This window comes from Bradyrhizobium oligotrophicum, from assembly GCF_051168495.1.
In the GTDB taxonomy this organism is placed as follows: Bacteria; Pseudomonadota; Alphaproteobacteria; order Rhizobiales; family Xanthobacteraceae; genus Bradyrhizobium; species Bradyrhizobium oligotrophicum_A.
Genome location: NZ_JBNPVB010000014.1, coordinates 86,191 through 106,893, shown reverse-complemented (window position 1 = coordinate 106,893; position 20,703 = coordinate 86,191). Strand labels below are relative to the sequence as shown.

Genomic DNA, 20,703 nt, shown 5'->3' with positions numbered 1-20,703 from the left:
CGGTTGAAGAAGTTGCAGGGCAGAAGGAGCGACGGGAATGGCTGAGAGTGCCGAGAAGCTCGAAGATGCGATCGTCCGATCGGCCGAACAGGTCTCCGGACAGATCCGCGCGGCAAAGGAGGCGATCTCCAGCGTCATCTTCGGCCAGGACAAGGTGGTGGAAAACACCCTGGTGACGATCCTGTCCGGCGGCCACGCGCTGCTGATCGGCGTCCCCGGCCTCGCCAAGACCAAGCTGGTCGAAACCCTGGGCGTGACGCTCGGCCTCGACGCCAAACGCATCCAGTTCACGCCCGACCTGATGCCATCGGACATTCTCGGCGCCGAGGTGCTCGACGAGAGCGCCGGCGGCAAGCGCTCGTTCCGCTTCATCGCCGGCCCCGTATTCGCACAACTTCTGATGGCCGACGAGATCAACCGCGCCAGCCCGCGCACGCAGTCGGCGCTGCTGCAGGCCATGCAGGAACAGCACATCACCGTTGCAGGCGCGCGGCACGACCTGCCCAAGCCGTTCCACGTGCTCGCGACCCAGAACCCGCTGGAGCAGGAAGGCACCTATCCCCTGCCCGAGGCGCAGCTCGACCGCTTCCTGATGGAGATCGACGTCGACTATCCCGATCGCGACGCCGAGCGCCGCATCCTGTTCGAGACGACGGGGGCCGAAGAGAGCGCCGCCAAGGGCGCGATGAGCGCGGATGCGCTGATCGCAGCCCAGCGCCTGGTGCGCCGGCTGCCGGTCGGCGATTCCGTCGTCGAGGCGATCCTGTCGCTGGTGCGCTCGGCGCGCCCCGGTCCCGAGGCTGGCGAGGCCGGCAAGCTGATCGCCTGGGGCCCCGGCCCGCGCGCCAGCCAGTCGCTGATGCTCGCTGTGCGCGCGCGTGCGCTGCTCGATGGCCGCCTCGCGCCGTCGATCGACGACGTGCTCGATCTCGCCGAGCCCGTGCTGAAGCACCGCATGGCGCTGACCTTCCCGGCCCGCGCCGAGGGCCGCACCATTCCGGACGTGATCCGGCAACTGAAGAGCCGGATTGGTTGATGGCCGCAGCACCGGGGCATGCCGACAAGGAGATTCTCGCAATCCGGCGTGCCGACGGCGAAAGCCGGACGCTGGCGTCGTCGCTGCCGCGCCTGGTGCTCGAAGCCCGGCAGATCGCGGCCAACGTGATTCACGGCCTGCACGGAAGGCGGCGCGCCGGCTCCGGCGAAAGCTTCTGGCAGTATCGCCGCTTCGTCTCCGGCGAGCCGTCGCAGCGCGTCGACTGGCGCCGCTCCGCGCGTGACGATCATCTCTATGTCCGCGAGCAGGAATGGGAGGCCGCGCACACGGTGTGGATCTGGCCCGACCGCTCGCCGTCGATGGCGTTCGCATCCAAAGGCGCGCGCGACAGCAAGCTCGAGCGCGCACTGATCGTGACCTTTGCGCTGGCCGAGCTGCTCGTGGCCGGCGGCGAACGCGTCGGCATTCCCGGCCTGGTCAATCCGACCGCGAGCCGCAACGTGATCGACCGCATCGCGCAGGCGATGCTGCATGACGAGGCGATCAGGCCGAGCCTGCCGCCGTCCTTCGTGCCGTCGGCGCTGGCTGAGATCGTCGTGCTGTCGGACTTCTGGTCGCCGATCCCTGAGATCAGCACCATGCTGACGGGCCTGTCGGCGTCGGGCGCACACGGAACGATGGTTCAGGTGGTCGATCCCGCCGAGGAGACCTTTCCCTATTCCGGCCGCGTCGAGTTCGTCGAGCCCGAGGGCGGCGAGGTCATCACCGCCGGCCGCGCCGAGAGCTGGGCGCAGGACTACGTCGCCCGCGTCGCGCTGCATCGCGACCAGATCCGCTCCGAGACCGGCAAGCTCGGCTGGCTGTTCACGACGCACACCACGAGCCGCTCGGCCGCCGAGCTGCTGCTGTTCCTGCACGCCGGCATGACGACGGCCAAGGGGGCCGCGCGCGGCAACGTCAAGGTTGGGGCCGGCATCCGAGGGCTCGGCGCATGATGGGTCTGCCGCTGTCCTTCGCCGAACCGCTGCTGCTGGCCGGGCTCATCAGCCTGCCGGTGCTGTGGTGGCTGTTGCGGGTGATGCCGCCGCGGCCGCGGCGCATCGAATTTCCGCCGACACGCCTGCTGTTCGACATCACGCCCAAGGAAGAGACGCCGTCGCGCTCGCCCTGGTGGCTGACGCTGTTGCGGCTGATCGCGGCAGCGCTGGTGATCTTCGCGGCAGCCGGCCCGATCTGGAACCCGCGCACCGAGGCCGCCGGCAGCAAGGCGCCGATGGTGCTGCTGCTCGACGACAGCTGGAGCGCGGCCGCGAGCTGGGAGACGCGCATCAAGGCCGCCGACGAGATGATCGCCAATGCCGACGCCGACCGGCGCGGCGTTGCCCTGCTGCCGCTGTCGGAGCCTGCCCGCGACCTCACCTTGATGCCGGCCGGTGCGGCGCGCGTCGCGCTGCGCCAGATCGCCCCCAAGGCCTACACCACCGAGCGCGCCGATGCGCTCCCGCAGCTCGATCGCTTTCTGAAGGCCACGGGCGATGCCGAGATCCTGTGGTTCTCGGACGGCGTCGATCCCGGCCGCGGCAGCGAGTTCGTGACGGGTCTCGCCAAGACCATCGGCGATCGCAGCCTGACCGTGTTCGAAGGTGGCGCGCCGTCGCCGCTGGCGCTGGCCGGCGCCGAGAACGCTGCGGCCAAGATGACCGTGAAGGTGCTGCGCGCCGATCTGTCGGTGCCGGGCGGCATCGTGCGTGCGCTCGACGCCAAGGGCTCGCCGCTCGGCGAGGCGCCGTTCAGCTTCGCCGCCGGTGCACGCGACACCGAGGCGAGCTTCGACCTGCCGGTCGAACTGCGCAACGACATCACCCGGCTCGAGATCGCCGGCGAACGCTCCGCGGGCGCCGTGCAGTTGCTTGACAAGCGCTGGCGCCGTCGCGCCGTCGGCATCGTCTCCGGCGCCACCAGCGACACCGCGCAGCCGCTGCTCGCGCCGACCTTCTATCTGACGCGCGCACTGTCCCCCTTCGCCGACCTCCGGCTCGGCGACCGCGGCGCACCGCAGCAGATCATCACGCAATTCCTCGACCAGAAGGTGCCGATGATCGTGATGGCCGATGTCGGCACCTTGTCGCCGGAGCTGCGCGACCGCCTCAACGGCTGGATCGAGAATGGCGGCGTGCTGGTGCGCTTCGCCGGTCCCCGGCTGGCGCAGGGCGACGACGATCTGGTGCCGGTGAAGCTGCGCCGCGGCGGCCGCACGCTCGGCGGCAGCCTGACCTGGGAGAAGCCGCAGCGTCTGGCGGCCTTCGCCGCCGACGGCCCGTTCGCCGGCATCAGCGTGCCCAAGGACGTCACGATCAGCCGTCAGGTGCTGGCCGAGCCCGACGCCGTGCTGGCGACCAAGAGCTGGGCGTCGCTGGAGGACGGCACGCCGCTGGTCACCGGCGAGCATCGCGGCAAGGGACTGATTGCGCTGTTCCACGTCAGCGCCGACATGCGCTGGTCGGACCTGCCGATGTCCGGCGCCATGGTCGAGATGCTCCGCCGCATCGTCGACATGTCCGGCTATACCTCGACACCGGGGCCGGGACCGGCCGGCGAGACCGCCAAGGCGACGCTGGCGCCGCTGCACATTCTCGACGGCTTCGGCGCCTTTGGACCGCCGCCTTCGACGGCCAAGCCGCTGCCAGCCGATTCGAACGACCGGGCTTCGCTGGATCATCCACCCGGATTCTACGGCCCTGCCGAGGGACCCACCGCAGTGAACACGCTCAGCCCCGCCGATCGCATCCTGCCGCTCGACACGTCAGCGCTGCGCGCCAAGCGCGCCAGCTACACCACGGCAGAGCCGCGCGACCTCCGGGGCATCATGCTCTCGACCGCCCTGCTGCTGTTCCTGATCGATGCCGTGATCGTCGCGCTGCTTGGCGGTGCGCTGGCTGCGCTCTTGCGTCGCCGCCGCGCCGCTCCGGCCGCGATCGCTCTCGCCATGCTCGCCGCCGGCGCCCTGCTCGCGGTGGCGATGCCGACCACGGCACGCGCCGACGCGGCCAGCGACGATTTCGCGATGCGGGCGGTGTCGCAGACGCGGCTCGCCTATGTCGTGACCGGCAATGCCGACGTCGACACCATCGTCAAGGCCGGCCTGGCCGGGCTGACCCTGTTCCTGGCGCAGCGCACCGCGCTCGAAGCCGGCGATCCCGTCGGCATCGATCCCGCGCGTGACGAGCTCGCCTTCTTCCCGCTGATCTACTGGCCGATCGTGCCGGGCGCGCCGAAGCCGCCGCAGGACGCCATCAACAAGATCGACGCCTATATGAAGCAGGGCGGCACCGTGATCTTCGACACCCGCGACGCGGTCGAGGCGCCGCCCGGCGACAACGGCGCGCAGCAGACACCGGGCATGCAGTCGCTGCGTGACATCCTGTCCTCGCTCGATGTGCCCGAGCTCGAGCCGGTGCCGCGCGAGCACGTGCTGACCAAGACGTTCTATCTGCTGCGCGACTTCCCCGGCCGCTTCACCACCGGCCAGACCTGGGTCGAGACGCTGCCGAAGGACGACGATGAGGACAGCGCCGCGCGCCCGGCGCGTGGCGGCGATGGCGTCTCGCCGATCATCATCACCTCGAACGACCTTGCCGGCGCCTGGGCGATCCGGCCCGACGGCCAGGCGATGCTGCCGATGGTGCCAGGCGAGCCGCGCCAGCGCGAATTCGCCTTCCGCGCCGGCGTCAACATCGTGATGTACACCCTGACCGGCAATTACAAGGCCGACCAGGTGCACGCGCCGGCGCTGATCGAACGGCTCGGGCAGTGAAATTAGTTCTGCGCCCAGGCCGCGCCAAACACATCGTCGTCATGGCCGGGCTTGTCCCGGGCATCCACGTCCATCCTGCTATGCGGCTCGACGTGGATGCCCGGGACGAGCCCGGCCATGACGAAGACAACAGCGAGTTTGCCTCATGAACTACGGCATCGCGTTCACCCCTCTGGTTCCGACGATCGTGCTGTGGCTCGCGATCGGGGCGATCGTCGTCATTGCGGCGCTGCTGCTGATCAGCCGCTCGCGCTCGGCCTGGATCCGCGTCACCGCGCTGGCCCTGATCGCGCTCGCGCTTGCTAATCCGCAGTTCACGCGCGAGGACCGCGAGCCTCTGACGTCGGTGGCCGCCGTCGTCGTCGACAAGAGCCCGAGCCAGAATTTCGGTGACCGCACCAAGCAGACGCAAGCCGCCCAGGAGGCGCTGGTCGATAGCTTGAAGAAGATCAAGGGCCTCGAAGTGCGCGTCGTCGAGGCTGGCCAGGCCGACGGCGAGACCGACGGCACGCATCTGTTCAGCGCGCTGACCTCGGCGCTGTCGGACGTGCCGGTCGACCGCGTCGCGGGCGCCTTCCTGATCACCGACGGCCGGGTGCACGACATCCCCGGCAACGCCGCCGCGCTCGGTTTCCAGGCGCCGCTGCAGGCGCTGATCACCGGGCAGAAGGCCGAGCGCGACCGCCGCGTCGCGATCACCGCCGCGCCCCGCTTCGGCATCGTCGGCCAGCCGCAGACCGTCAGCTTCCGGCTCGACGACCAGGGCATCACGGGCGCCAGCGCCAAGGTCGTGATCCGCCGCGACGGCGAGGTGATCAACGAGCGCACCTTGACCAGCGGCCAGAGCGCCACGATCGACGTCGACATCAAGCACGAAGGCCAGAACATCGTCGAAATCGAGGCCTCCCCGCTCGATAACGAGCTGACGCTCGTCAACAACCGCGCCGTCGTCTCGATCGATGGCGTGCGCGACAAGCTGCGCGTGCTCTTGGTGTCGGGCGAGCCGCATTCGGGCGAGCGCACCTGGCGCAACCTGCTGAAGTCGGACGCCAGCATCGACCTCGTCCACTTCACCATCCTGCGGCCGCCGGAGAAGCAGGACGGCACGCCGATCAACGAGCTGTCGCTGATCGCGTTTCCGACCCGCGAGCTGTTCCAGCAGAAGATCAACGAATTCCAGCTGATCATCTTCGATCGCTACGCCCGTCAGGGCGTGCTGCCGATCGCCTATTTCGACAACATCGCGCGCTACGTGCGTAACGGCGGCGCGGTGCTGGTCTCGGCCGGGCCGGACTATGCGTCCAACACCAGCATCTGGCGCACGCCACTGGATTCGGTGCTGCCCGCCGAGCCGGTCGGTGTCACCGAGAAACCGTTCTATGCGCATCTCTCGGACGCCGGCAAACGCCATCCGGTCACGCGCGGCCTCGAGGGATCGGGTGCCGAGCCGCCGCGCTGGAGCCGCTTCTTCCGCACCGTCGAGACCCGCAATGCCGTCAGCCCGCCGGTGATGACCGGTGCCGACGGCAAGCCGCTGCTGCTGCTGTCGCGCTTCGGCGCCGGCCGGGTGGCGCTGCTGCTGTCCGACCACATCTGGCTGTGGGCGCGGGGCTATGAAGGCGGCGGCCCGCATCTCGATCTGCTCCGTCGGATGTCGCACTGGCTGATGCAGCAACCCGATCTCGATGAGGAAGCGCTGCGGCTGCAGATGCAGGGCAAGGACCTCGCCGTCATCCGCCAGACCATGGGCGACACAGTCCCGCCGGTGACCGTCACCTCGCCGTCGGGCCAGACCCGCGAGCTGACGCTCGCCCAAGGCGATCCCGGCGAGTGGCGCGCGACGCTGCCGGCCAGCGAACTCGGCCTGTGGCAGGCCACCGACGGCACCCTGAAGGCGCTGATCAATGTCGGCCCCACCAACCCGAAGGAATTCTCCGAGGTCACCTCGACCACCGAGACCTTGAAGCCGTTGGCGCAGGCGACCGGCGGCGACGCCCGCCGCATCGCCGACGGATCGAGCCTCGACATGCCGCGCATCGTCCCGGTCAAATCGTCGACGCTGTTCAGCGGTGACGGCTGGATGGGCGTGCGGATGCGTGACGCCAGCGTGGTCAAGGGCGTCGGCGTGCTGCCGATGTTCGCCGGCGTCATCGGCCTCCTGCTGCTGCTCGGCGCGCTGGCCGCGACGTGGGTCCGCGAAGGACGCTGATCGAGCCGCGCGCGCTCGCACCTGACGGTGCGGGCATCGTGGCGCGAAGGGCACAATCATCCCTGATTGTGCCCGTTTCTGCGGTGCCCTGATTGACGCTGCAGGGCTCCCCTGCGATGTTACATTGTAACAGTGGCTGAGCCCATCAGCCAAACGGGGTGGCCGATTCACATGAGCCAGAGCTGGCCATGAGCTGGTTTCGCGCGAACATCAAGGATGTCTCGCGGCTGGCGCTGCTTGCGCTGGTGGTGCAGTTCGCGCTCGCCTTCGGCCATGTGCATTGGCTCTCCGCACAGGCCCTGGACGGTGGTCGTCTGACGATTGCCCAGGCTCACACCGGCTCACTGCCGGCAAGCCAGGATCCCGACCAGCAGCCCGCCGCCGACGGCTGCGCCATCTGCGCCGTCATGGCGATGGCGCAATCGATCCTGCTGTCGCCGCCCCCATCCCTGACCCCGCCGCACGCGGTGGCCTTCCGCAAGCCGACGCCGATCGTCGAGTCGATCGATCGCGTCATCATCGGCACGGCGTTCCAGCCACGCGCACCTCCGACCGCCTGATCACCAGCCGCGAGACGCTGCGACCGATGCGCCGATGCGCATTCGACCGGCGTGCAGGAATGGGTCCGTCGCAAGCCGACGGCAGGCGCATCCCACCAGCAATGACGACCGTGGGACGCCTGATCAGGATCAGGAATGGAAGAATGTTGCCGAGAGCTTTGATGTCGGGCTGCAGCGCTGCAGCCATGCTGTGCCTTTTGGGCGCGCCCGCGCGCGCCGATGATCCGAAGCCGGCGGCGGAACTGCCCGAGGTCAATGTGACGGCGCCGAGCCCGATCCGCGCCCGCAAGCCGGTCGTGCCGCGGCCCAATCCCGCTGCGCGCGTCGCCCGGGGCGGCACGCGCACACCGGCGCCGGTACGCGAGGCGCAGACCGCGCCGCCTCCGCCGCAGCAGGGCGTGCTGCCGGTCGTCACCGATCAGTTCGCCACCGTCACCGTGGTGCCAAACGAGGAGCTTCGCCGCTCCGGCGCCGCCACCCTCGGCGATCTCCTCAATTCGAAGCCCGGCATCACCGGCTCCAGCTTCGCGCCGGGCGCCTCGAGCCGGCCGATCATCCGCGGCCTCGACGTCAACCGCGTCGGCATCGTCGAGAACGGGCTCGGCGGCGGCGGCGCCTCCGATCTCGGCGAGGACCATTTCGTGCCGATCGACCCGCTCACCAGCGATCAGATCGAAGTCGTCCGCGGGCCAGCGGCGCTGCGCTACGGCTCGACCTCGATCGGCGGCGTCGTCAGCGCCACCAACAACCGCATCCCGCAGGCGCTGCCGACGTGCTCGACTGCACCGTTCCAGACCTACGGCCTGCCGGCGAGCGCGCCTTCCGCAGGTGCCGCGCCTTGCGTCACTGCGGAGACGCGCACGTCGTTCAGTTCGGTGGATCGCGGCGTCGAAGGCGGCGTGCTGCTCGATGCCGGCGGCGGCAATTTCGCGCTCCATGCCGACGCCTATGGCCGCAAGACCGGCGACTATTCGATTCCCGGCTATCCCTATCTGTTCGATCGAAGCCGCCCGGTGAACGGGCGGCAGCCGAACTCGGCCGTGCAGAACGATGGCGCCTCGATCGGCGGCAGCTACTTCTTCTCCGGCGGGTTCATTGGTGCCGCGATCACGCAGACCGATGCGCTCTACCACATTCCCGGCATCGACGGCGCCGACAGCCGCACGCGGATCGACGCGCACCAGACCAAGATCACCACGAAGGGCGAGTACCGTCCGGACTCCGCGGCCATCGACGCCATCCGCTTCTGGGCCGGCGCGACCGATTATCGGCACAACGAGATCGGATTGGCCGATACGACCGATCCGACCACGGACGGTGTGCGTCAGACCTTCACCAATCGCGAGCAGGAAGCGCGCGTCGAGATGCAGATGATGCCGGTCAATCTGCGCTTCGCCACGTTGACGACCGCCTACGGCGTGCAGGCCGGCCACCAGGAACTCAATGCGCCGAGCCCCGACAATCCCGGCTCTGTCTTCAACGGCCTGTTCGGCCCCAACACCAACAACCGCGTCGCCGGCTACGTCTTCAACGAGTTCGCCTTCTCGCCCTCGACCAAGGCGCAGATCGCCGGCCGCATCGAGCATGTGTCGCTGAACGGCTCGACGCCGAACTTCCCGGTCGACTATCTGCCGGACGGAACGCCACAGGCCAACATCGCGCGCAATCCGTCGTATACGCCGAAGAGCGCAAGCGTCGGCCTGCTGCAGAACCTGCCCGGCGATCTCGTCGCCAGCGTCACCGCGCAATATGTCGAGCGCGCACCGAAGGCGGCCGAGCTGTTTTCGCGCGGCGGGCACGATGCGACCGCGACCTTCGACATCGGCAATCCGAACCTGACGATCGAGACCGCCAAGACCGTCGAGGCCGGCCTGCGCAAGGCGACCGGCCCGTTCCGCTTCGAGGCCACCGCCTACTACACGCAGTTCAGCAACTTCATCTATCGACGTCTGACCGGGGTGATGTGCGACGACGACTTCGCGTCCTGCGGCACCACCGGCACGGAGCTGAACCAGGCGGTCTACTCGCAGCGCAACGCGCTGTTCCGCGGCTTCGAGTTCCAGAGCCAGTACGACGTCGCCGCGCTCGGCAGCGGCATCTGGGGCATCGAGAACCAGTTCGACGTCGTCCGCGCCACCTTCCCCGACGGCACCAACGTGCCGCGGATTCCGCCGATGCGCGTCGGCGGCGGCGTGTTCTGGCGTGATGCCAATTGGCTGACGCGTATCAACCTGCTGCATGCGTTCGCGCAGAACGACGTGGCGCGGATCGCGGAGACGCCGACGCCGGGCTACAACCTCTTGAAGGCGGAGGTCAGCTACCGGACCAAGCTCGACCCGAACATGTTCGGCGCGCGCGAGATGCTGGTCGGCATGGTCGGCAACAATCTGTTGAACGAGAAGATCCGCAACTCCGTGTCCTACACCAAGGACGAGGTGCTGCTGCCCGGCATCGGCGTGCGGATTTTTGCGAACCTGAAGTTCTGAGTGAGGTCTTCGCCTCTCCCCGCGTGCGGGGAGAGGCCGGATTGCATCGCAGATGCAATCCGGGTGAGGGGGACTCTCCACGCACTGAGCTCGTGGAGAGTCCCCCTCACCCCAACCCTCTCCCCGCAAGCGGGGCGAGGGAGCGCACCCTTTGCTGGGCTACTTCGCGTAGTCCCAGTCCGGACGGATCGCGCCTTCGACGCCGTCGAAGGCGCCCTCGACCAGCTCATTTACCAGCAGCCGGTTGTAGTCGACGGGACCCGGCATCGTCGCCCGGCCCTTCGGCACCGGCTTGAAACCGACACGCGTGTAATAGGCGGCATCGCCGACCAGCAGGATGAAGCGGTGGCCCTGGGTCCGCGCATCCGCGATCGAGCGTTCCATCAGCATGCGGCCGATGCCATGCTTGCGGAACGGCGGCTCGACCGTGAGCGGCCCGAGAATCAGCGCCTTGGTGTCGCCGACACAGATCGGCAGCTGCCGCACCGAGCCGACCAGCAAGGTGCCTATATGGGCGGTGAACGACAATTCGAGCAGATGGTCGACATGCTCGCGCAGCCGGTAGGCGCTCAGCACGAAGCGGCCGGGGCCGAAGGTGCGCTCATGCAGCCGCTCGATCGCCTGTGCGTCGCCCGGCTTCTCGGCGGAAATCGTAATGGAAAGGTCACTCATGTGGGGTGGCGAGATAGCATCCCGGCGCGGCGCGGTCCATGGCGTGACAACCCGGTTTGGCTGCATTCGCGTGGCCTGGCCCGCATGCTGAATTTCTGAGCATTTGCGCGACGTGACCTAAGATTGTGCTGAGATGTCAAGTTTCCCGCGCCGGCATCGGGTAACCTGCACCGAGTCATGAGCGTTGCGGCCGCGGTCGTGGCCGCGGGGACCGCTCCAACGCAAGGACCAGCGGCAGGTCGAAGATGACGGGTGGTTTCCGGTCGCGCCATCGCGGCGAAACGCATGTGTTCGATGATCTCAAGACGCTGCTGGCCTGCGCCTCGCCGCGCCGGTCCGGCGATGAGCTGGCGGGCGTCGCAGCCGACAGCGCCACGCGACGGGTGGCGGCGCGCATGGCGCTCGCCGACGTGCCGCTGCGACGGTTTCTCGACGAGCCGCTGATTCCTTATGAGAGCGACGAGGTCACGCGCCTGATCCTCGACAGCCACGATGCTGCCGCATTTGCGCCCATCGCCGCGCTGACGGTCGGCGAGTTGCGCGAATGGCTGATGTCGTGGGAGGCGGATGCCGAGCGGCTGAGCGCGCTCGCACCCGGCCTCACGCCGGAAATGGTCGCCGCGGTCTCAAAACTCTGCGGCAATGGCGACCTCGTCGCCATCGCCGCCAGGTGCCGGGTGGTCACGCGCTTCCGCTCGACGATCGGCCTGCACGGGCGGCTGTCGTCGCGGCTGCAGCCCAACGATCCGACCGACGATCCCATGGCGATCGCTGCCGGCACGCTCGACGGCCTGCTGTTCGGCATGGGCGATGCCGTCATCGGCATCAATCCCGCGACCGACAATGTCGAGGCCTGCATCCGCCTGCTGACGATGCTCGACGAGCTCAGGCTGAAATTCGAGGTGCCGACCCAGTCCTGTGTGCTCAGCCACGTCACGACCTCGATCCAGGCGATCGAGAAAGGCGCGCCGCTCGATCTCGTGTTCCAGTCGATCGCCGGCACCGAGGCCGCCAACGCCGGCTTCGGCGTGACGCTGGCGCTGCTGGCCGAGGCGCAGGACGCCGCCTCGTCGCTCGAGCGCGGCACGATCGGCAACAACGTGATGTATTTCGAGACCGGCCAGGGCGCGGCGCTGTCGGCCGACGCCCATCACGGCCTCGATCAGCAGACCGTCGAGGCCCGCGCCTATGCGGTCGCGCGCGCCTTCTCGCCGCTGCTGGTCAACACCGTCGTCGGCTTCATCGGCCCGGAATATCTCTACGACGCAAAGGAGATCATTCGCGCCGGGCTGGAGGATCATTTCTGCGCCAAGCTGCTCGGCGTGCCCATGGGCTGCGACGTCTGCTACACCAACCACGCCGAGGCCGATCAGGACGACATGGACGATCTGGCGCTGCTGCTCGCAGCCGCCAACGTCAACTTCCTGATCGCTGTGCCCGGCGCCGACGACATCATGCTCAACTATCAGAGCCTGTCACATCACGACGTGATGCGGCTGCGGCATCTGCTCGGCCGCCGCCCGGCGCCGGAGTTCGAGGCGTGGCTCGCGCGGATGGGCCTGCTCGACGACAGCGGTCGCGTGCCGCCGCTGCCCGGCAGCGCGCCGGCCGTGGTCCGGCTCATCGGCCAGGGAGGACGCGCATGAGGGACGACGCATTCGACAGGCTGCGGCGAATGACGCGCGCCCGCGTCGGGCTCGGCCGCTCCGGCGACGGGCTCCCGACAAAGGCCAGGCTCGAATTCCAGATGGCGCATGCGCTCGCGCGCGATGCCGTGTGGGGCAAGGTCAATTTCGACGGCATCGCCGACGCGCTCGCTCCGCGCGAGGTGATCAAGGTCGCGAGCGCAGCACCAGATCGCGCCAGCTACCTGCGGAGGCCCGACCTCGGCCGCCGCCTGGCCGCCGGCGAAGCGTCTGGGCTTCCATCGGGTCCATTCGATCTCGTGTTCGTCATTGCCGACGGGCTCTCCGCCGATGCTGTCGAAAGCCATGCCGCCGACGTCGTGATCGCGACCGCGGCGCGTCTTGCCGGCCACACGATCGGTCCGATCGTGCTGGCCTCGCAGGCGCGCGTGGCACTGGGCGACGATGTCGGCGCCGCCATGCGCGCCCGTCTGGTCGCCGTCCTCATCGGCGAGCGTCCGGGACTTTCGGCGGCGGACTCGCTCGGCGTCTACCTCACACTGAATCCGGCGCCCGGCCTGCGCGACAGCGCTCGCAACTGCATCTCCAACATTCACGGTCACGGCCTCGCGGCTGACCGCGCCGCCGACAAGCTGGCCTGGCTGGTGCGCGAAGCGCTGCGCATCGGCGTCACCGGCATCGGGCTGAAGGAAGCGGCGCCGGACGCCGCGCTTGAGGCCACGACACCACCACTACACATCCATCACAACACGACAGGAGCGCGTGGACATGCGTGACGAGACCAAGCCGACGCTTTCGAAGAGCCTGACCGGACTCCATCTGTGGGGCATCGCGGTCGGGCTGGTGATCTCTGGCGAGTATTTCGGCTGGAGCTATGGCTGGGACAAGGCCGGCACGCTCGGCTTCCTCGTCACCACGATCTTCATCGCGGTGATGTACACGACCTTCACCTTCTCCTTCACCGAGCTGACCACCGCGATCCCGCATGCCGGCGGCCCGTTCGCCTATTCCTATCGCGCCTTCGGTCCGCTCGGCGGCTTCGTCGCCGGCTTCGCGACGCTGATCGAATTCGTGTTCGCGCCGCCCGCTATCGCACTGGCGATCGGCGCCTATCTCAACGTCCAGTTTCCGGCGCTGTCGCCGAAGGCGGCCGCGCTCGGCGCCTATGTCGTGTTCATGGCGCTCAACATCGCCGGCGTGACCATTGCAGCAACCTTCGAACTGTTCGTCACGATCCTGGCAATCGCCGAACTGCTGGTGTTCATGGGCGTCGTGTCACCCGGCTTCTCCTTCGCCAACTTCGCCGCCAATGGCTGGGCCGGCGAGAATTCGTTCTCGCTGGCGAGCATCGGCGGCATCGTCGCGGCGATTCCGTTTGCGATCTGGTTCTTCCTTGCCATCGAGGGCGCCGCGATGGCCGCGGAGGAAACCAGGAATCCGACGAAGACCGTTCCTCGCGCCTACATTGCCGGCATCCTGACCCTCGTCGTGCTCGCCTTCGGCACCATGATCATGGCCGGCGGCGTCGGCGACTGGGCGAAGCTCTCCAACATCAACGATCCCTTGCCGCAGGCGATGAAGATCGTGGTGGGCGAGAATTCGGGCTGGCTGCACATGCTGGTGTGGATCGGCCTGTTCGGCCTTATCGCCTCGTTCCACGGCATCATCATGGGCTATTCGCGGCAGATCTTCGCGCTGTCGCGCGCAGGTTTCCTGCCGGCCAAGCTCGCCGCGCTGCATCCCACCTGCCGCACACCGCATTGGGCGATCCTGGCCGGCGGCGTGGTCGGCATCGCCGCGATCTTCTCCGACGAGCTGATCCAGTTCGCCGGGCAGACGCTGACGGCGAACATCGTCACCATGAGCGTGTTCGGCGCGCTGGTGATGTACATCATGAGCATGGCCGCGCTGTTCCGCCTGCGCGCCACTGAGCCCAGCCTGGTTCGGCCGTTCAAGGCGCCGCTCTATCCGGTGCTGCCGGCGGTGGCGCTGGTGTGTGCGAGCCTCTCGCTGCTCACGATGATCTGGTTCAACCTGCAGGTGTTCGCGGCCTTCGTGGTGCTGTTCGCCGCCGGGCTGCCGCTCTATCGTCTGACGGCGGGCAGGCGCGGCCATGCGACCAATGACAATCTGCTCGACATCGCGCTGAACGAGGCCCGCGCCATGGCCGACTGATGTAGCGGGATCGCGCGATCGCCGATCGAGGCCAACCCCCTCCGCGCCATATCCTCGCGCGGAGGGTTTCGTCGCAAGCCTGCTTCGGCAGGCACGTCACTTGCATCATTACGAGGTGTCAACCAACGGCGCATTTCCTCAAGGGCGAGGATCTCATGGCACAGCACCTTTCAGCCGAAAGCCGGCATCCGCGGGATCGACGTCGAAACATCCTGGCCTCCGCTGCGACCGGCGTTGCCGATTTCATCGCCAGAACGGGAGGCCGCCCGGAAGCGGTGTTCGAGCGGATCGGCATCGATGCAACCTGCCTCGGCCAGACCCGCCGCGCGCTCGATCTCGCCGACTATGTCGCGATGATGGAAGAGGCTGCGCAGGAGACCGGCAACGACAATTTCGGACTGTGGTTCGGCCAGCGCTACCAGCCGCAGATGCTCGGCCTGATCGGCGAGATCGCACTGTCCGCGCCGACGCTCGGCTCCGCGATCGAGCACCTGGCTCTGTGGTTTCCCTGGCACCAGCAGGCCACCGAGACCCGCCTGACGCGCCAGGACGGCTTTCTCCGCCTCGAATATCGCATCCTCGACGGCTCGATCGTCGATCGCCGGCAGGACGCCGAGCTGACCATGGGCATGTTCGCGAACGTCTTCCGCGCCTGCCTGCCGTCCGGCTGGGCACCTGACATGGTGATGTTCGAACATGCCCGGCCCGCCGCCTGGCGCGACCATGAGGCGGCTTTCGATGCCGAGGTCGGGTGGTCACAAGGCACCAATGCGCTGGTGTTTCGCGATCACGGCCTGGACCGCGCCATGCCAGGGGCAGACCGCTCGCGCCTGCAGCGGCTGACGAGCGATCTCGCCGGCATCGCCGGCTCCTGCGGCACGCCGGCATTCCTCGATCTCGTCCGCGGCGAGATCAGGCGCCGGCTGGCGGCCGGCGCGCTGCATCTCAAGGAGGTCGCCGACGCGCTGTCGACGACGCCCTGGACCTTGCAGCGCCGCCTTGCCGAGTTCGGCGCCACCTTCTCCGATCTCGTCGAGACGACGCGGCTCGATCTTGCCCGCCACTATCTGCGCCAGACGCATCTGCCGCTCGGCGACGTCGCCTTCCTGCTCGGCTATTCCGAGGCCTCCGCCTTCTCCCGCGCCTTCGCACGCTGGACCGGCTGCAGCCCGCGGCAGTGGCGCCAACGCTCACGGCAACCGGTGACCAGCGGCTGATGCCACAGGGCGAGCGTCAGCCCGCCGGCATCGTCTTCTCGACCAGCCGCACCCAATAGGACGCGCCGTGGCCGAGAATGTTGTCGTTGAAGCGATAGGCCGGATGGTGACAGTCGTTGCCGTCGCCCATGCCGAGGAAGACGAAGGCGCCGGGACGGGCCTGCAGCATGAAGGCGAAATCCTCGGCGCCCATCAGCGGCGGCGCGTTGTCGACAACACGTTCCGCACCGACCACGTCACGCGCGACGTCGGCGGCGATCACGGCCTCGCGCGCATGGTTCGTCGTGATCGGATAGAGCCGCGTGTACTTCGTCGTCGCGGCGCCGCCATAGGTGCGGGCGATGCCGTCGGCGACCTCGGCGATGCGGCGCTCGACCAGGTCCTGCACCTCGGGATCGAGCGTGCGCACGGTGCCCTTCAGCTCGACGGTCTCAGGGATGACGTTCATGGCCTTACCGGCCTCGACCATGCAGATCGAGATGACGGCGGATTTGACCGGATCGACGTTGCGCGACACGATCGACTGCAGCGCGGTGATGATGTGGGCTGCGATCAGCACGCTGTCGACCGCCTTGTGAACCCCGGCGCCGGCATGGCCGCCCTTGCCGTGCACGGTGATCTCGAGCTGATCGGACGACGCCAGCATCGGGCCCGGCCGCAGCGCGAACACGCCCTCGGGCACGCCGGGCGCATTGTGCAGGCCGTAAACCTCCTGGATACCCCAGCGCGTCATCAGGCCGTCATCGACCATTGCCTTGCCGCCGGCACCGCCCTCCTCGGCCGGCTGGAAGATCACGATCGCGGTGCCATCGAAATTCCGCGTCTCGGCGAGATGCTTGGCGGCGCCCAGCAGCATTGCGGTGTGGCCGTCATGGCCGCAAGCGTGCATCAGCCCCGGCGTTTTCGAGGCATAGGGGACGCCGGAGGCCTCCTCGATCGGCAGTGCATCCATGTCGGCGCGCAGGCCGATGGTGCGGCCGGACTCGGTCTTGCGGCCGCGAATGACGCCAACCACGCCGGTGCGCCCGATGCCGGTCACGACCTCGTCGCAACCGAAGTCGCGCAGACGCTCGGCGACGATGCCGGCGGTGCGGTGCACCTCGTACATCAGCTCAGGATGTTCGTGGAAATCGTGACGCCAGGCGGCCATGTCGTCCGCGAGCGCGGCGATGCTGTTGAGGATGGGCATGAGGAGCAGTGTTCTCGTTGCAGGACGTTGACCAGCCCGGACCATGGCCGGAACGGCGCGCGGACACAAGCTTTCCGCCCCCGCTCACCGGTATCCCCCTCCAATCGGCGCGTGCGACAGATAGGCCAGCAGCTTCATCTCGCGGCGCCCTCTGGTGACGGTGTCGAGCACGAGGCCCGAGGAGGCCGAGAGCAGCGCCATGATCATCAGGCCCATCGACAGCACGGCGGTCGGCAACCGCGGCACCAGACCGGTCTCGATGTAGGTGACGAGAATCGGAATCGCGAAGCCGATCGAGATGAGCGCGAGGAAGATGCCGATCGCGGTGAAGAAGCGCAGCGGCTTCTCCGAACGGTAGAGCTTCAGGATGGTGCCGAGAATGCGAAAGCCGTCGCGCCAGGTGTTGAGCTTGGAGACCGAGCCTTCGGGCCGCGCGTAGTACGGCGTCGCGATCTCGGCGACCGGCAGCGCCAGCTCCAGCGCATGGACGGTGAGCTCGGTCTCGATCTCGAAGCCGTCGGACAGCACGGGGAAGGATTTGACGAAGCGGCGCGAGAACACGCGATAGCCGGACAGGATGTCCTTGAAGGCCTGGCCGAACACCTCGGCGAGGAAGCTCGTCAGCATCCAATTGCCGGTGCGGTGGCCCATGCGGTAGGCGGCCTGCTCCTGGTCGACGCGCAGGCCCACGACCATGTCGAGGTGCTCGGCGACCAGCCGCTCGATCATGCCGGGCGCACTCGGCGCGTCATAGGTAGCATCGCCGTCGACCAGCACGTAGATGTCGGCATCGATGTCGGCGAACATGCGCCGGACGACGTGGCCCTTGCCCTGCCGCCGCTCGCAGCGCACCTCGGCGCCCGCCGCGCGCGCGACCTCGACCGTGCGGTCCTTGGAATTGTTGTCGTAGACGTAGACCGTCGCCGCCGGCAGCGCCTGCCTGAAGTCGCGGACCACGGTGGCGACCGCCGCCTCCTCGTTGTAGCAGGGCACCAGCACGGCGATGCGCATCGATGGTGAACTCATTGACCCGTCTCCCACGGCCGGGAGACTGCCCGCTTTGGGTGCAGAAATTCATAATGATCCGGCCGGCGCGCCGCCTTCCGGCCGCCATGTCGGAATGATCTTAACGCCATCCAGCACCTCGCGCAGACGGGACAGCGTGCCCAGCGTGGTTCCCTCCGGCAGCGCGTCGCGCGCGAAGAAGCCGGTCTCGACGATCTCGAGATTCGGCTCCGGCGGGCGGTCCTGCGTGAACCTTTTGATAACGAACACGGCGACGTGGTCGCGCGGCGACACGTGGCGGTTGAGGAAGATGCCGTGCAGCTCCGGCTCGCCGGAAAGCGTGATCCGCCCCTCCTCGAACAGCTCCCGCGTCAGCGCCTGCGTGAAGGTCTCGCCGACTTCGACACCCCCGCCCGGCAGGTGCCACCCCGAGACGTAGCCATGCCTCACCAGGAACACGCGGTTGTCGGCATCCAGCACCACGCCGCGAACGCCCAGGGTCATGCCGCGGGCGAAGCGCCAATACAGGTGGAAGCCGCGCCGGAGCACGGGCTCGAACCGGATCCGCAGCCCGCTGAGATATGTCGTCATGAATGTCGTGGTCCCGGTTGTTCTTGCGCTTCGCAGCCGGGCTTGCCATGAGAGCCGGGCACCACGAGGAATAGCATGAGATGACATCACGGCGCGCTTGCATCCGCCATCGGCGCCGAGGCGCGTGATGGCTGCCTTCACGCTGGCCCATCTGTCCGATCCGCATCTCGCCCCGCAGTCGCGGCCGCGGCTGAGAGAGCTCGCGGGCAAGCGGGCGCTCGCCTATCTCAACTGGACGCGCAACCGCTACAGATATCATCGCCGCGACGTCCTCGATCTGCTCGTCTCCGATCTGCATACGCAGATGCCGGACCAGATCGCCGTCACCGGCGATCTGGTCAATTTCGCCCTGGAATCGGAATTCCCGATCGCCCAGGCCTGGCTGCGGACGGTCGGGCCGCCCGACAAGGTCACCGCGATCCCCGGAAATCACGACGCCTATGTGCGCTCGACGCGGCTGCGTTTCGCCGAGAGCTTTGCCGACTATTTCGGCGGCGACGCCGAGGGGCCGGCGACGTTCCCCTCGCTGCGCCGGCGCGGGCCGCTGGCGCTGATCAGTCTGTCGTCGGCCGTGCCCTCCGCCCCGTTCATGGCGACCGGCCGGCTCGGCAGCGCCCAGCTCGCCGCGCTGGAGCAGTTGCTGCAGTCGCTCGGCAACGAGCCGCTGTTTCGCGTGCTGCTGGTGCATCATCCGCTGCGCTCGGCCAATCGGATGAAGCGGCTCACCGACGCCAAGGATCTCATCGCGCTGCTGTCGCGCCACGGCGTCGAGCTGGTGCTGCACGGCCACGACCACGTCCATTCGACCATCTGGATCGACGGCCCGGAGCGCAAGATTCCGGTCGTCGGCGTCCCCTCGGCCTCCTCGCTCGCCCATGGCCACACGCCGGCCGCGGCCTACAACATCTTTGCCATCGCCCGTGACGGCAATCACTGGCGCTGCGACATGACCGTGCGCGGCGTCAACGACGCGCTGCGTGCGCGCGAGATCCGCCAGATCCGGCTGCTCTGAGCGCGCCGTCAGAACGAGATCGGCTTCAGGCTCTCGTAGAGCGCGATGCCGAACAGCGACAGCGCGCCGAGCACGAAGCCGAGCACGAACGGCCAGAACCGCCCGCGCCGCGGCGCCTCGCCGGCGGCCTGCACCTCGGCCCGCGCCACGCTGAAGGCGCGCTCGCGCTCGACCATGCGGCGCGCGACGTAATCGGTCACGGCCTTCACGATCGCGCCGAGGTCGTGCGACTCGGCGAGCACGATGCGACCATTGCGTGTATCCTGCACGAAGCGATATTGCCGCTTGTCGCGCCCCATCACGACATGGGCGACGACGTCGATCCACAGCCGCGGCGTCTCGCCCTGGCTGATGCCGCGATCGAACAGGTCGATGTGGTTGGGAATTTCGTTGAACAGCGGATCCAGCGCATCACTGAGGATCTCGAGCCGCGCCACCTCGGCGTCGCGCAGATCGACCACCACGCCGGTTCGGTCCGCCGCCTCGATCCGGGCCTGACGCAGCGCCTCGCGCAGGCGCACGGGACGGGATTCGGTGCTGCTGTCGGGCGCCTCGGACATCGCTCACGCTTTCACGGTTCGGCCCTGGTTTCGCCAGGTTTTCTCCCATTAACCTAGCAGTAACCTAGTATTCCGCAAACCCCTTTCATCTTCAATGGGTTATAAGCACGCTGGTGTAACCACCCGGCTGCACGGCACGCCAAAATGGACGTGGGCGGCCCCCTCCGGTGTGACCCGGCTGAGACCGCCCCGTCCTTGGGCTCTTCCTTGAGCTTATTCGAATACCCGGCAATGCATCCCGTCGCTGCGATCAGGCCGCCGGCGCGCGCTGCGGCTCCTCGACGATCGAGAACCGCACGCCGGCCTTGTGGCGGTTCTCCTCGGAGACCTCGCGCCAGCAATCCTCGGCTTCCTTGCGCGACTTGAACGGACCCTTCACCTGGGCCGAGCCTTCCACCAGCTTGTGGAAATTCATCGAGCCGAACTCGCCGCCGATCACCCAGAAATTGCTGGTCATGAGACCCTCCTGTACCCGTCACAACTGTGACAGTGCATTGCGAATTGCGTGACCGGAGATAAACGCGAAACCAACCGCTTCGTATAGAGACCTTGTTTTTGAATGGTGATGTC

Annotated in this window: 17 protein-coding genes; 11 read left to right on the top strand and 6 right to left on the bottom strand. The window is 68.0% G+C overall.

Annotated elements, in window-relative coordinates:
• The first annotated feature begins 37 nt into the window (after positions 1-37).
• From ACQR1B_RS24585 to ACQR1B_RS24560, 6 genes are all read left to right on the top strand, one after another.
• Positions 38-1,036, top strand: coding sequence for an AAA family ATPase (locus ACQR1B_RS24585; RefSeq protein ID WP_434836379.1), 999 nt, complete (start codon positions 38-40; stop codon positions 1,034-1,036).
• On the top strand, positions 1,036-1,992 hold the full coding sequence (locus ACQR1B_RS24580) for a DUF58 domain-containing protein (RefSeq protein ID WP_434836380.1): 957 nt from the start codon (positions 1,036-1,038) through the stop codon (positions 1,990-1,992). The genes ACQR1B_RS24585 and ACQR1B_RS24580 overlap by 1 nt, the downstream gene beginning before the upstream one ends.
• Positions 1,989-4,811 (top strand): DUF4159 domain-containing protein, encoded by a 2,823-nt coding sequence (locus tag ACQR1B_RS24575; protein ID WP_434836381.1) that lies wholly within the window; start codon positions 1,989-1,991, stop codon positions 4,809-4,811. Before ACQR1B_RS24580 ends, ACQR1B_RS24575 begins: the two co-directional genes overlap by 4 nt.
• 145 nt (positions 4,812-4,956) lie before the next feature.
• On the top strand, positions 4,957-7,020 hold the full coding sequence (locus tag ACQR1B_RS24570) for a hypothetical protein (RefSeq protein WP_434836382.1): 2,064 nt from the start codon (positions 4,957-4,959) through the stop codon (positions 7,018-7,020).
• Between the two features lie 188 nt (positions 7,021-7,208).
• Positions 7,209-7,580, top strand: a complete 372-nt coding sequence (locus ACQR1B_RS24565; protein WP_434836383.1) for a DUF2946 family protein — start codon at positions 7,209-7,211, stop codon at positions 7,578-7,580.
• Between the two features lie 161 nt (positions 7,581-7,741).
• Positions 7,742-10,066, top strand: coding sequence for a TonB-dependent receptor domain-containing protein (locus tag ACQR1B_RS24560; protein WP_434836384.1), 2,325 nt, complete (start codon positions 7,742-7,744; stop codon positions 10,064-10,066).
• 159 nt (positions 10,067-10,225) lie between these two features.
• On the opposite strand, the gene ACQR1B_RS24555 is transcribed toward ACQR1B_RS24560, so the two are convergent.
• Positions 10,226-10,738, bottom strand: a complete 513-nt coding sequence (locus ACQR1B_RS24555) for a GNAT family N-acetyltransferase (RefSeq protein WP_434871286.1) — start codon at positions 10,736-10,738, stop codon at positions 10,226-10,228.
• Positions 10,739-10,983: 245 nt separating this feature from the next.
• Between ACQR1B_RS24555 and ACQR1B_RS24550 the strand changes: the two genes are divergently transcribed.
• From ACQR1B_RS24550 to qhpR, 4 genes are all read left to right on the top strand, one after another.
• Positions 10,984-12,384 (top strand): ethanolamine ammonia-lyase subunit EutB, encoded by a 1,401-nt coding sequence (locus ACQR1B_RS24550; RefSeq protein WP_434836386.1) that lies wholly within the window; start codon positions 10,984-10,986, stop codon positions 12,382-12,384.
• Positions 12,381-13,160, top strand: a complete 780-nt coding sequence (gene eutC / locus ACQR1B_RS24545) for an ethanolamine ammonia-lyase subunit EutC (protein ID WP_434836387.1) — start codon at positions 12,381-12,383, stop codon at positions 13,158-13,160. Before ACQR1B_RS24550 ends, eutC begins: the two co-directional genes overlap by 4 nt.
• Complete coding sequence (eat, locus tag ACQR1B_RS24540) at positions 13,153-14,559, top strand: ethanolamine permease (protein ID WP_434836388.1); 1,407 nt, start codon at positions 13,153-13,155, stop codon at positions 14,557-14,559. Before eutC ends, eat begins: the two co-directional genes overlap by 8 nt.
• A 155-nt stretch (positions 14,560-14,714) precedes the next feature.
• A complete protein-coding gene (gene qhpR / locus ACQR1B_RS24535) occupies positions 14,715-15,776 on the top strand; it encodes an AraC-like transcriptional regulator QhpR (RefSeq protein ID WP_434836389.1) in 1,062 nt (353 codons plus the stop codon).
• Between the two features lie 16 nt (positions 15,777-15,792).
• Here qhpR and ACQR1B_RS24530 read toward each other — a convergent pair whose 3' ends face one another.
• The 3 genes from ACQR1B_RS24530 to ACQR1B_RS24520 form a co-directional block, all read right to left on the bottom strand.
• The gene (locus ACQR1B_RS24530) at positions 15,793-16,965 is read right to left on the bottom strand and encodes a M20 aminoacylase family protein (protein ID WP_434836390.1); all 1,173 of its coding nucleotides are present in this window, start codon (positions 16,963-16,965) and stop codon (positions 15,793-15,795) included.
• A gap of 84 nt (positions 16,966-17,049) precedes the next feature.
• Positions 17,050-17,991 carry a glycosyltransferase family 2 protein gene (locus ACQR1B_RS24525; RefSeq protein ID WP_434836391.1) on the bottom strand — a complete coding sequence of 314 codons (942 nt, stop codon included), beginning with the start codon at positions 17,989-17,991 and terminating at the stop codon, positions 17,050-17,052.
• A 48-nt stretch (positions 17,992-18,039) separates the two neighbouring features.
• Positions 18,040-18,561: an NUDIX domain-containing protein gene (locus ACQR1B_RS24520; protein ID WP_434836464.1), complete on the bottom strand. Its 522-nt coding sequence runs from the start codon at positions 18,559-18,561 to the stop codon at positions 18,040-18,042.
• A 127-nt stretch (positions 18,562-18,688) separates the two neighbouring features.
• Between ACQR1B_RS24520 and ACQR1B_RS24515 the strand changes: the two genes are divergently transcribed.
• The gene (locus ACQR1B_RS24515) at positions 18,689-19,573 is read left to right on the top strand and encodes a metallophosphoesterase family protein (protein ID WP_434836392.1); all 885 of its coding nucleotides are present in this window, start codon (positions 18,689-18,691) and stop codon (positions 19,571-19,573) included.
• A gap of 8 nt (positions 19,574-19,581) precedes the next feature.
• Here ACQR1B_RS24515 and ACQR1B_RS24510 read toward each other — a convergent pair whose 3' ends face one another.
• Both ACQR1B_RS24510 and ACQR1B_RS24505 read right to left on the bottom strand, forming a co-directional pair.
• Positions 19,582-20,133 carry a hypothetical protein gene (locus tag ACQR1B_RS24510; RefSeq protein ID WP_434836393.1) on the bottom strand — a complete coding sequence of 184 codons (552 nt, stop codon included), beginning with the start codon at positions 20,131-20,133 and terminating at the stop codon, positions 19,582-19,584.
• Between the two features lie 250 nt (positions 20,134-20,383).
• Positions 20,384-20,590 carry a DUF4170 domain-containing protein gene (locus ACQR1B_RS24505; RefSeq protein ID WP_006612464.1) on the bottom strand — a complete coding sequence of 69 codons (207 nt, stop codon included), beginning with the start codon at positions 20,588-20,590 and terminating at the stop codon, positions 20,384-20,386.
• Positions 20,591-20,703: the final 113 nt, after the last annotated feature.

What these genes read in the sequence shown, in the direction of transcription:
- ACQR1B_RS24585 (WP_434836379.1), top strand. Translation starts at nt 38, where the DNA reads ATGGCTGAGAGTGCCGAGAAGCTCGAAGATGCGATCGTCCGATCGGCC.
- ACQR1B_RS24580 (WP_434836380.1), top strand. Translation starts at nt 1,036, where the DNA reads ATGGCCGCAGCACCGGGGCATGCCGACAAGGAGATTCTCGCAATCCGG.
- ACQR1B_RS24575 (WP_434836381.1), top strand. Translation starts at nt 1,989, where the DNA reads ATGATGGGTCTGCCGCTGTCCTTCGCCGAACCGCTGCTGCTGGCCGGG.
- ACQR1B_RS24570 (WP_434836382.1), top strand. Translation starts at nt 4,957, where the DNA reads ATGAACTACGGCATCGCGTTCACCCCTCTGGTTCCGACGATCGTGCTG.
- ACQR1B_RS24565 (WP_434836383.1), top strand. Translation starts at nt 7,209, where the DNA reads ATGAGCTGGTTTCGCGCGAACATCAAGGATGTCTCGCGGCTGGCGCTG.
- ACQR1B_RS24560 (WP_434836384.1), top strand. Translation starts at nt 7,742, where the DNA reads ATGTCGGGCTGCAGCGCTGCAGCCATGCTGTGCCTTTTGGGCGCGCCC.
- ACQR1B_RS24555 (WP_434871286.1), bottom strand. Translation starts at nt 10,738, where the DNA reads ATGAGTGACCTTTCCATTACGATTTCCGCCGAGAAGCCGGGCGACGCA.
- ACQR1B_RS24550 (WP_434836386.1), top strand. Translation starts at nt 10,984, where the DNA reads ATGACGGGTGGTTTCCGGTCGCGCCATCGCGGCGAAACGCATGTGTTC.
- eutC (WP_434836387.1), top strand. Translation starts at nt 12,381, where the DNA reads ATGAGGGACGACGCATTCGACAGGCTGCGGCGAATGACGCGCGCCCGC.
- eat (WP_434836388.1), top strand. Translation starts at nt 13,153, where the DNA reads ATGCGTGACGAGACCAAGCCGACGCTTTCGAAGAGCCTGACCGGACTC.
- qhpR (WP_434836389.1), top strand. Translation starts at nt 14,715, where the DNA reads ATGGCACAGCACCTTTCAGCCGAAAGCCGGCATCCGCGGGATCGACGT.
- ACQR1B_RS24530 (WP_434836390.1), bottom strand. Translation starts at nt 16,965, where the DNA reads ATGCCCATCCTCAACAGCATCGCCGCGCTCGCGGACGACATGGCCGCC.
- ACQR1B_RS24525 (WP_434836391.1), bottom strand. Translation starts at nt 17,991, where the DNA reads ATGAGTTCACCATCGATGCGCATCGCCGTGCTGGTGCCCTGCTACAAC.
- ACQR1B_RS24520 (WP_434836464.1), bottom strand. Translation starts at nt 18,561, where the DNA reads ATGACGACATATCTCAGCGGGCTGCGGATCCGGTTCGAGCCCGTGCTC.
- ACQR1B_RS24515 (WP_434836392.1), top strand. Translation starts at nt 18,689, where the DNA reads ATGGCTGCCTTCACGCTGGCCCATCTGTCCGATCCGCATCTCGCCCCG.
- ACQR1B_RS24510 (WP_434836393.1), bottom strand. Translation starts at nt 20,133, where the DNA reads ATGTCCGAGGCGCCCGACAGCAGCACCGAATCCCGTCCCGTGCGCCTG.
- ACQR1B_RS24505 (WP_006612464.1), bottom strand. Translation starts at nt 20,590, where the DNA reads ATGACCAGCAATTTCTGGGTGATCGGCGGCGAGTTCGGCTCGATGAAT.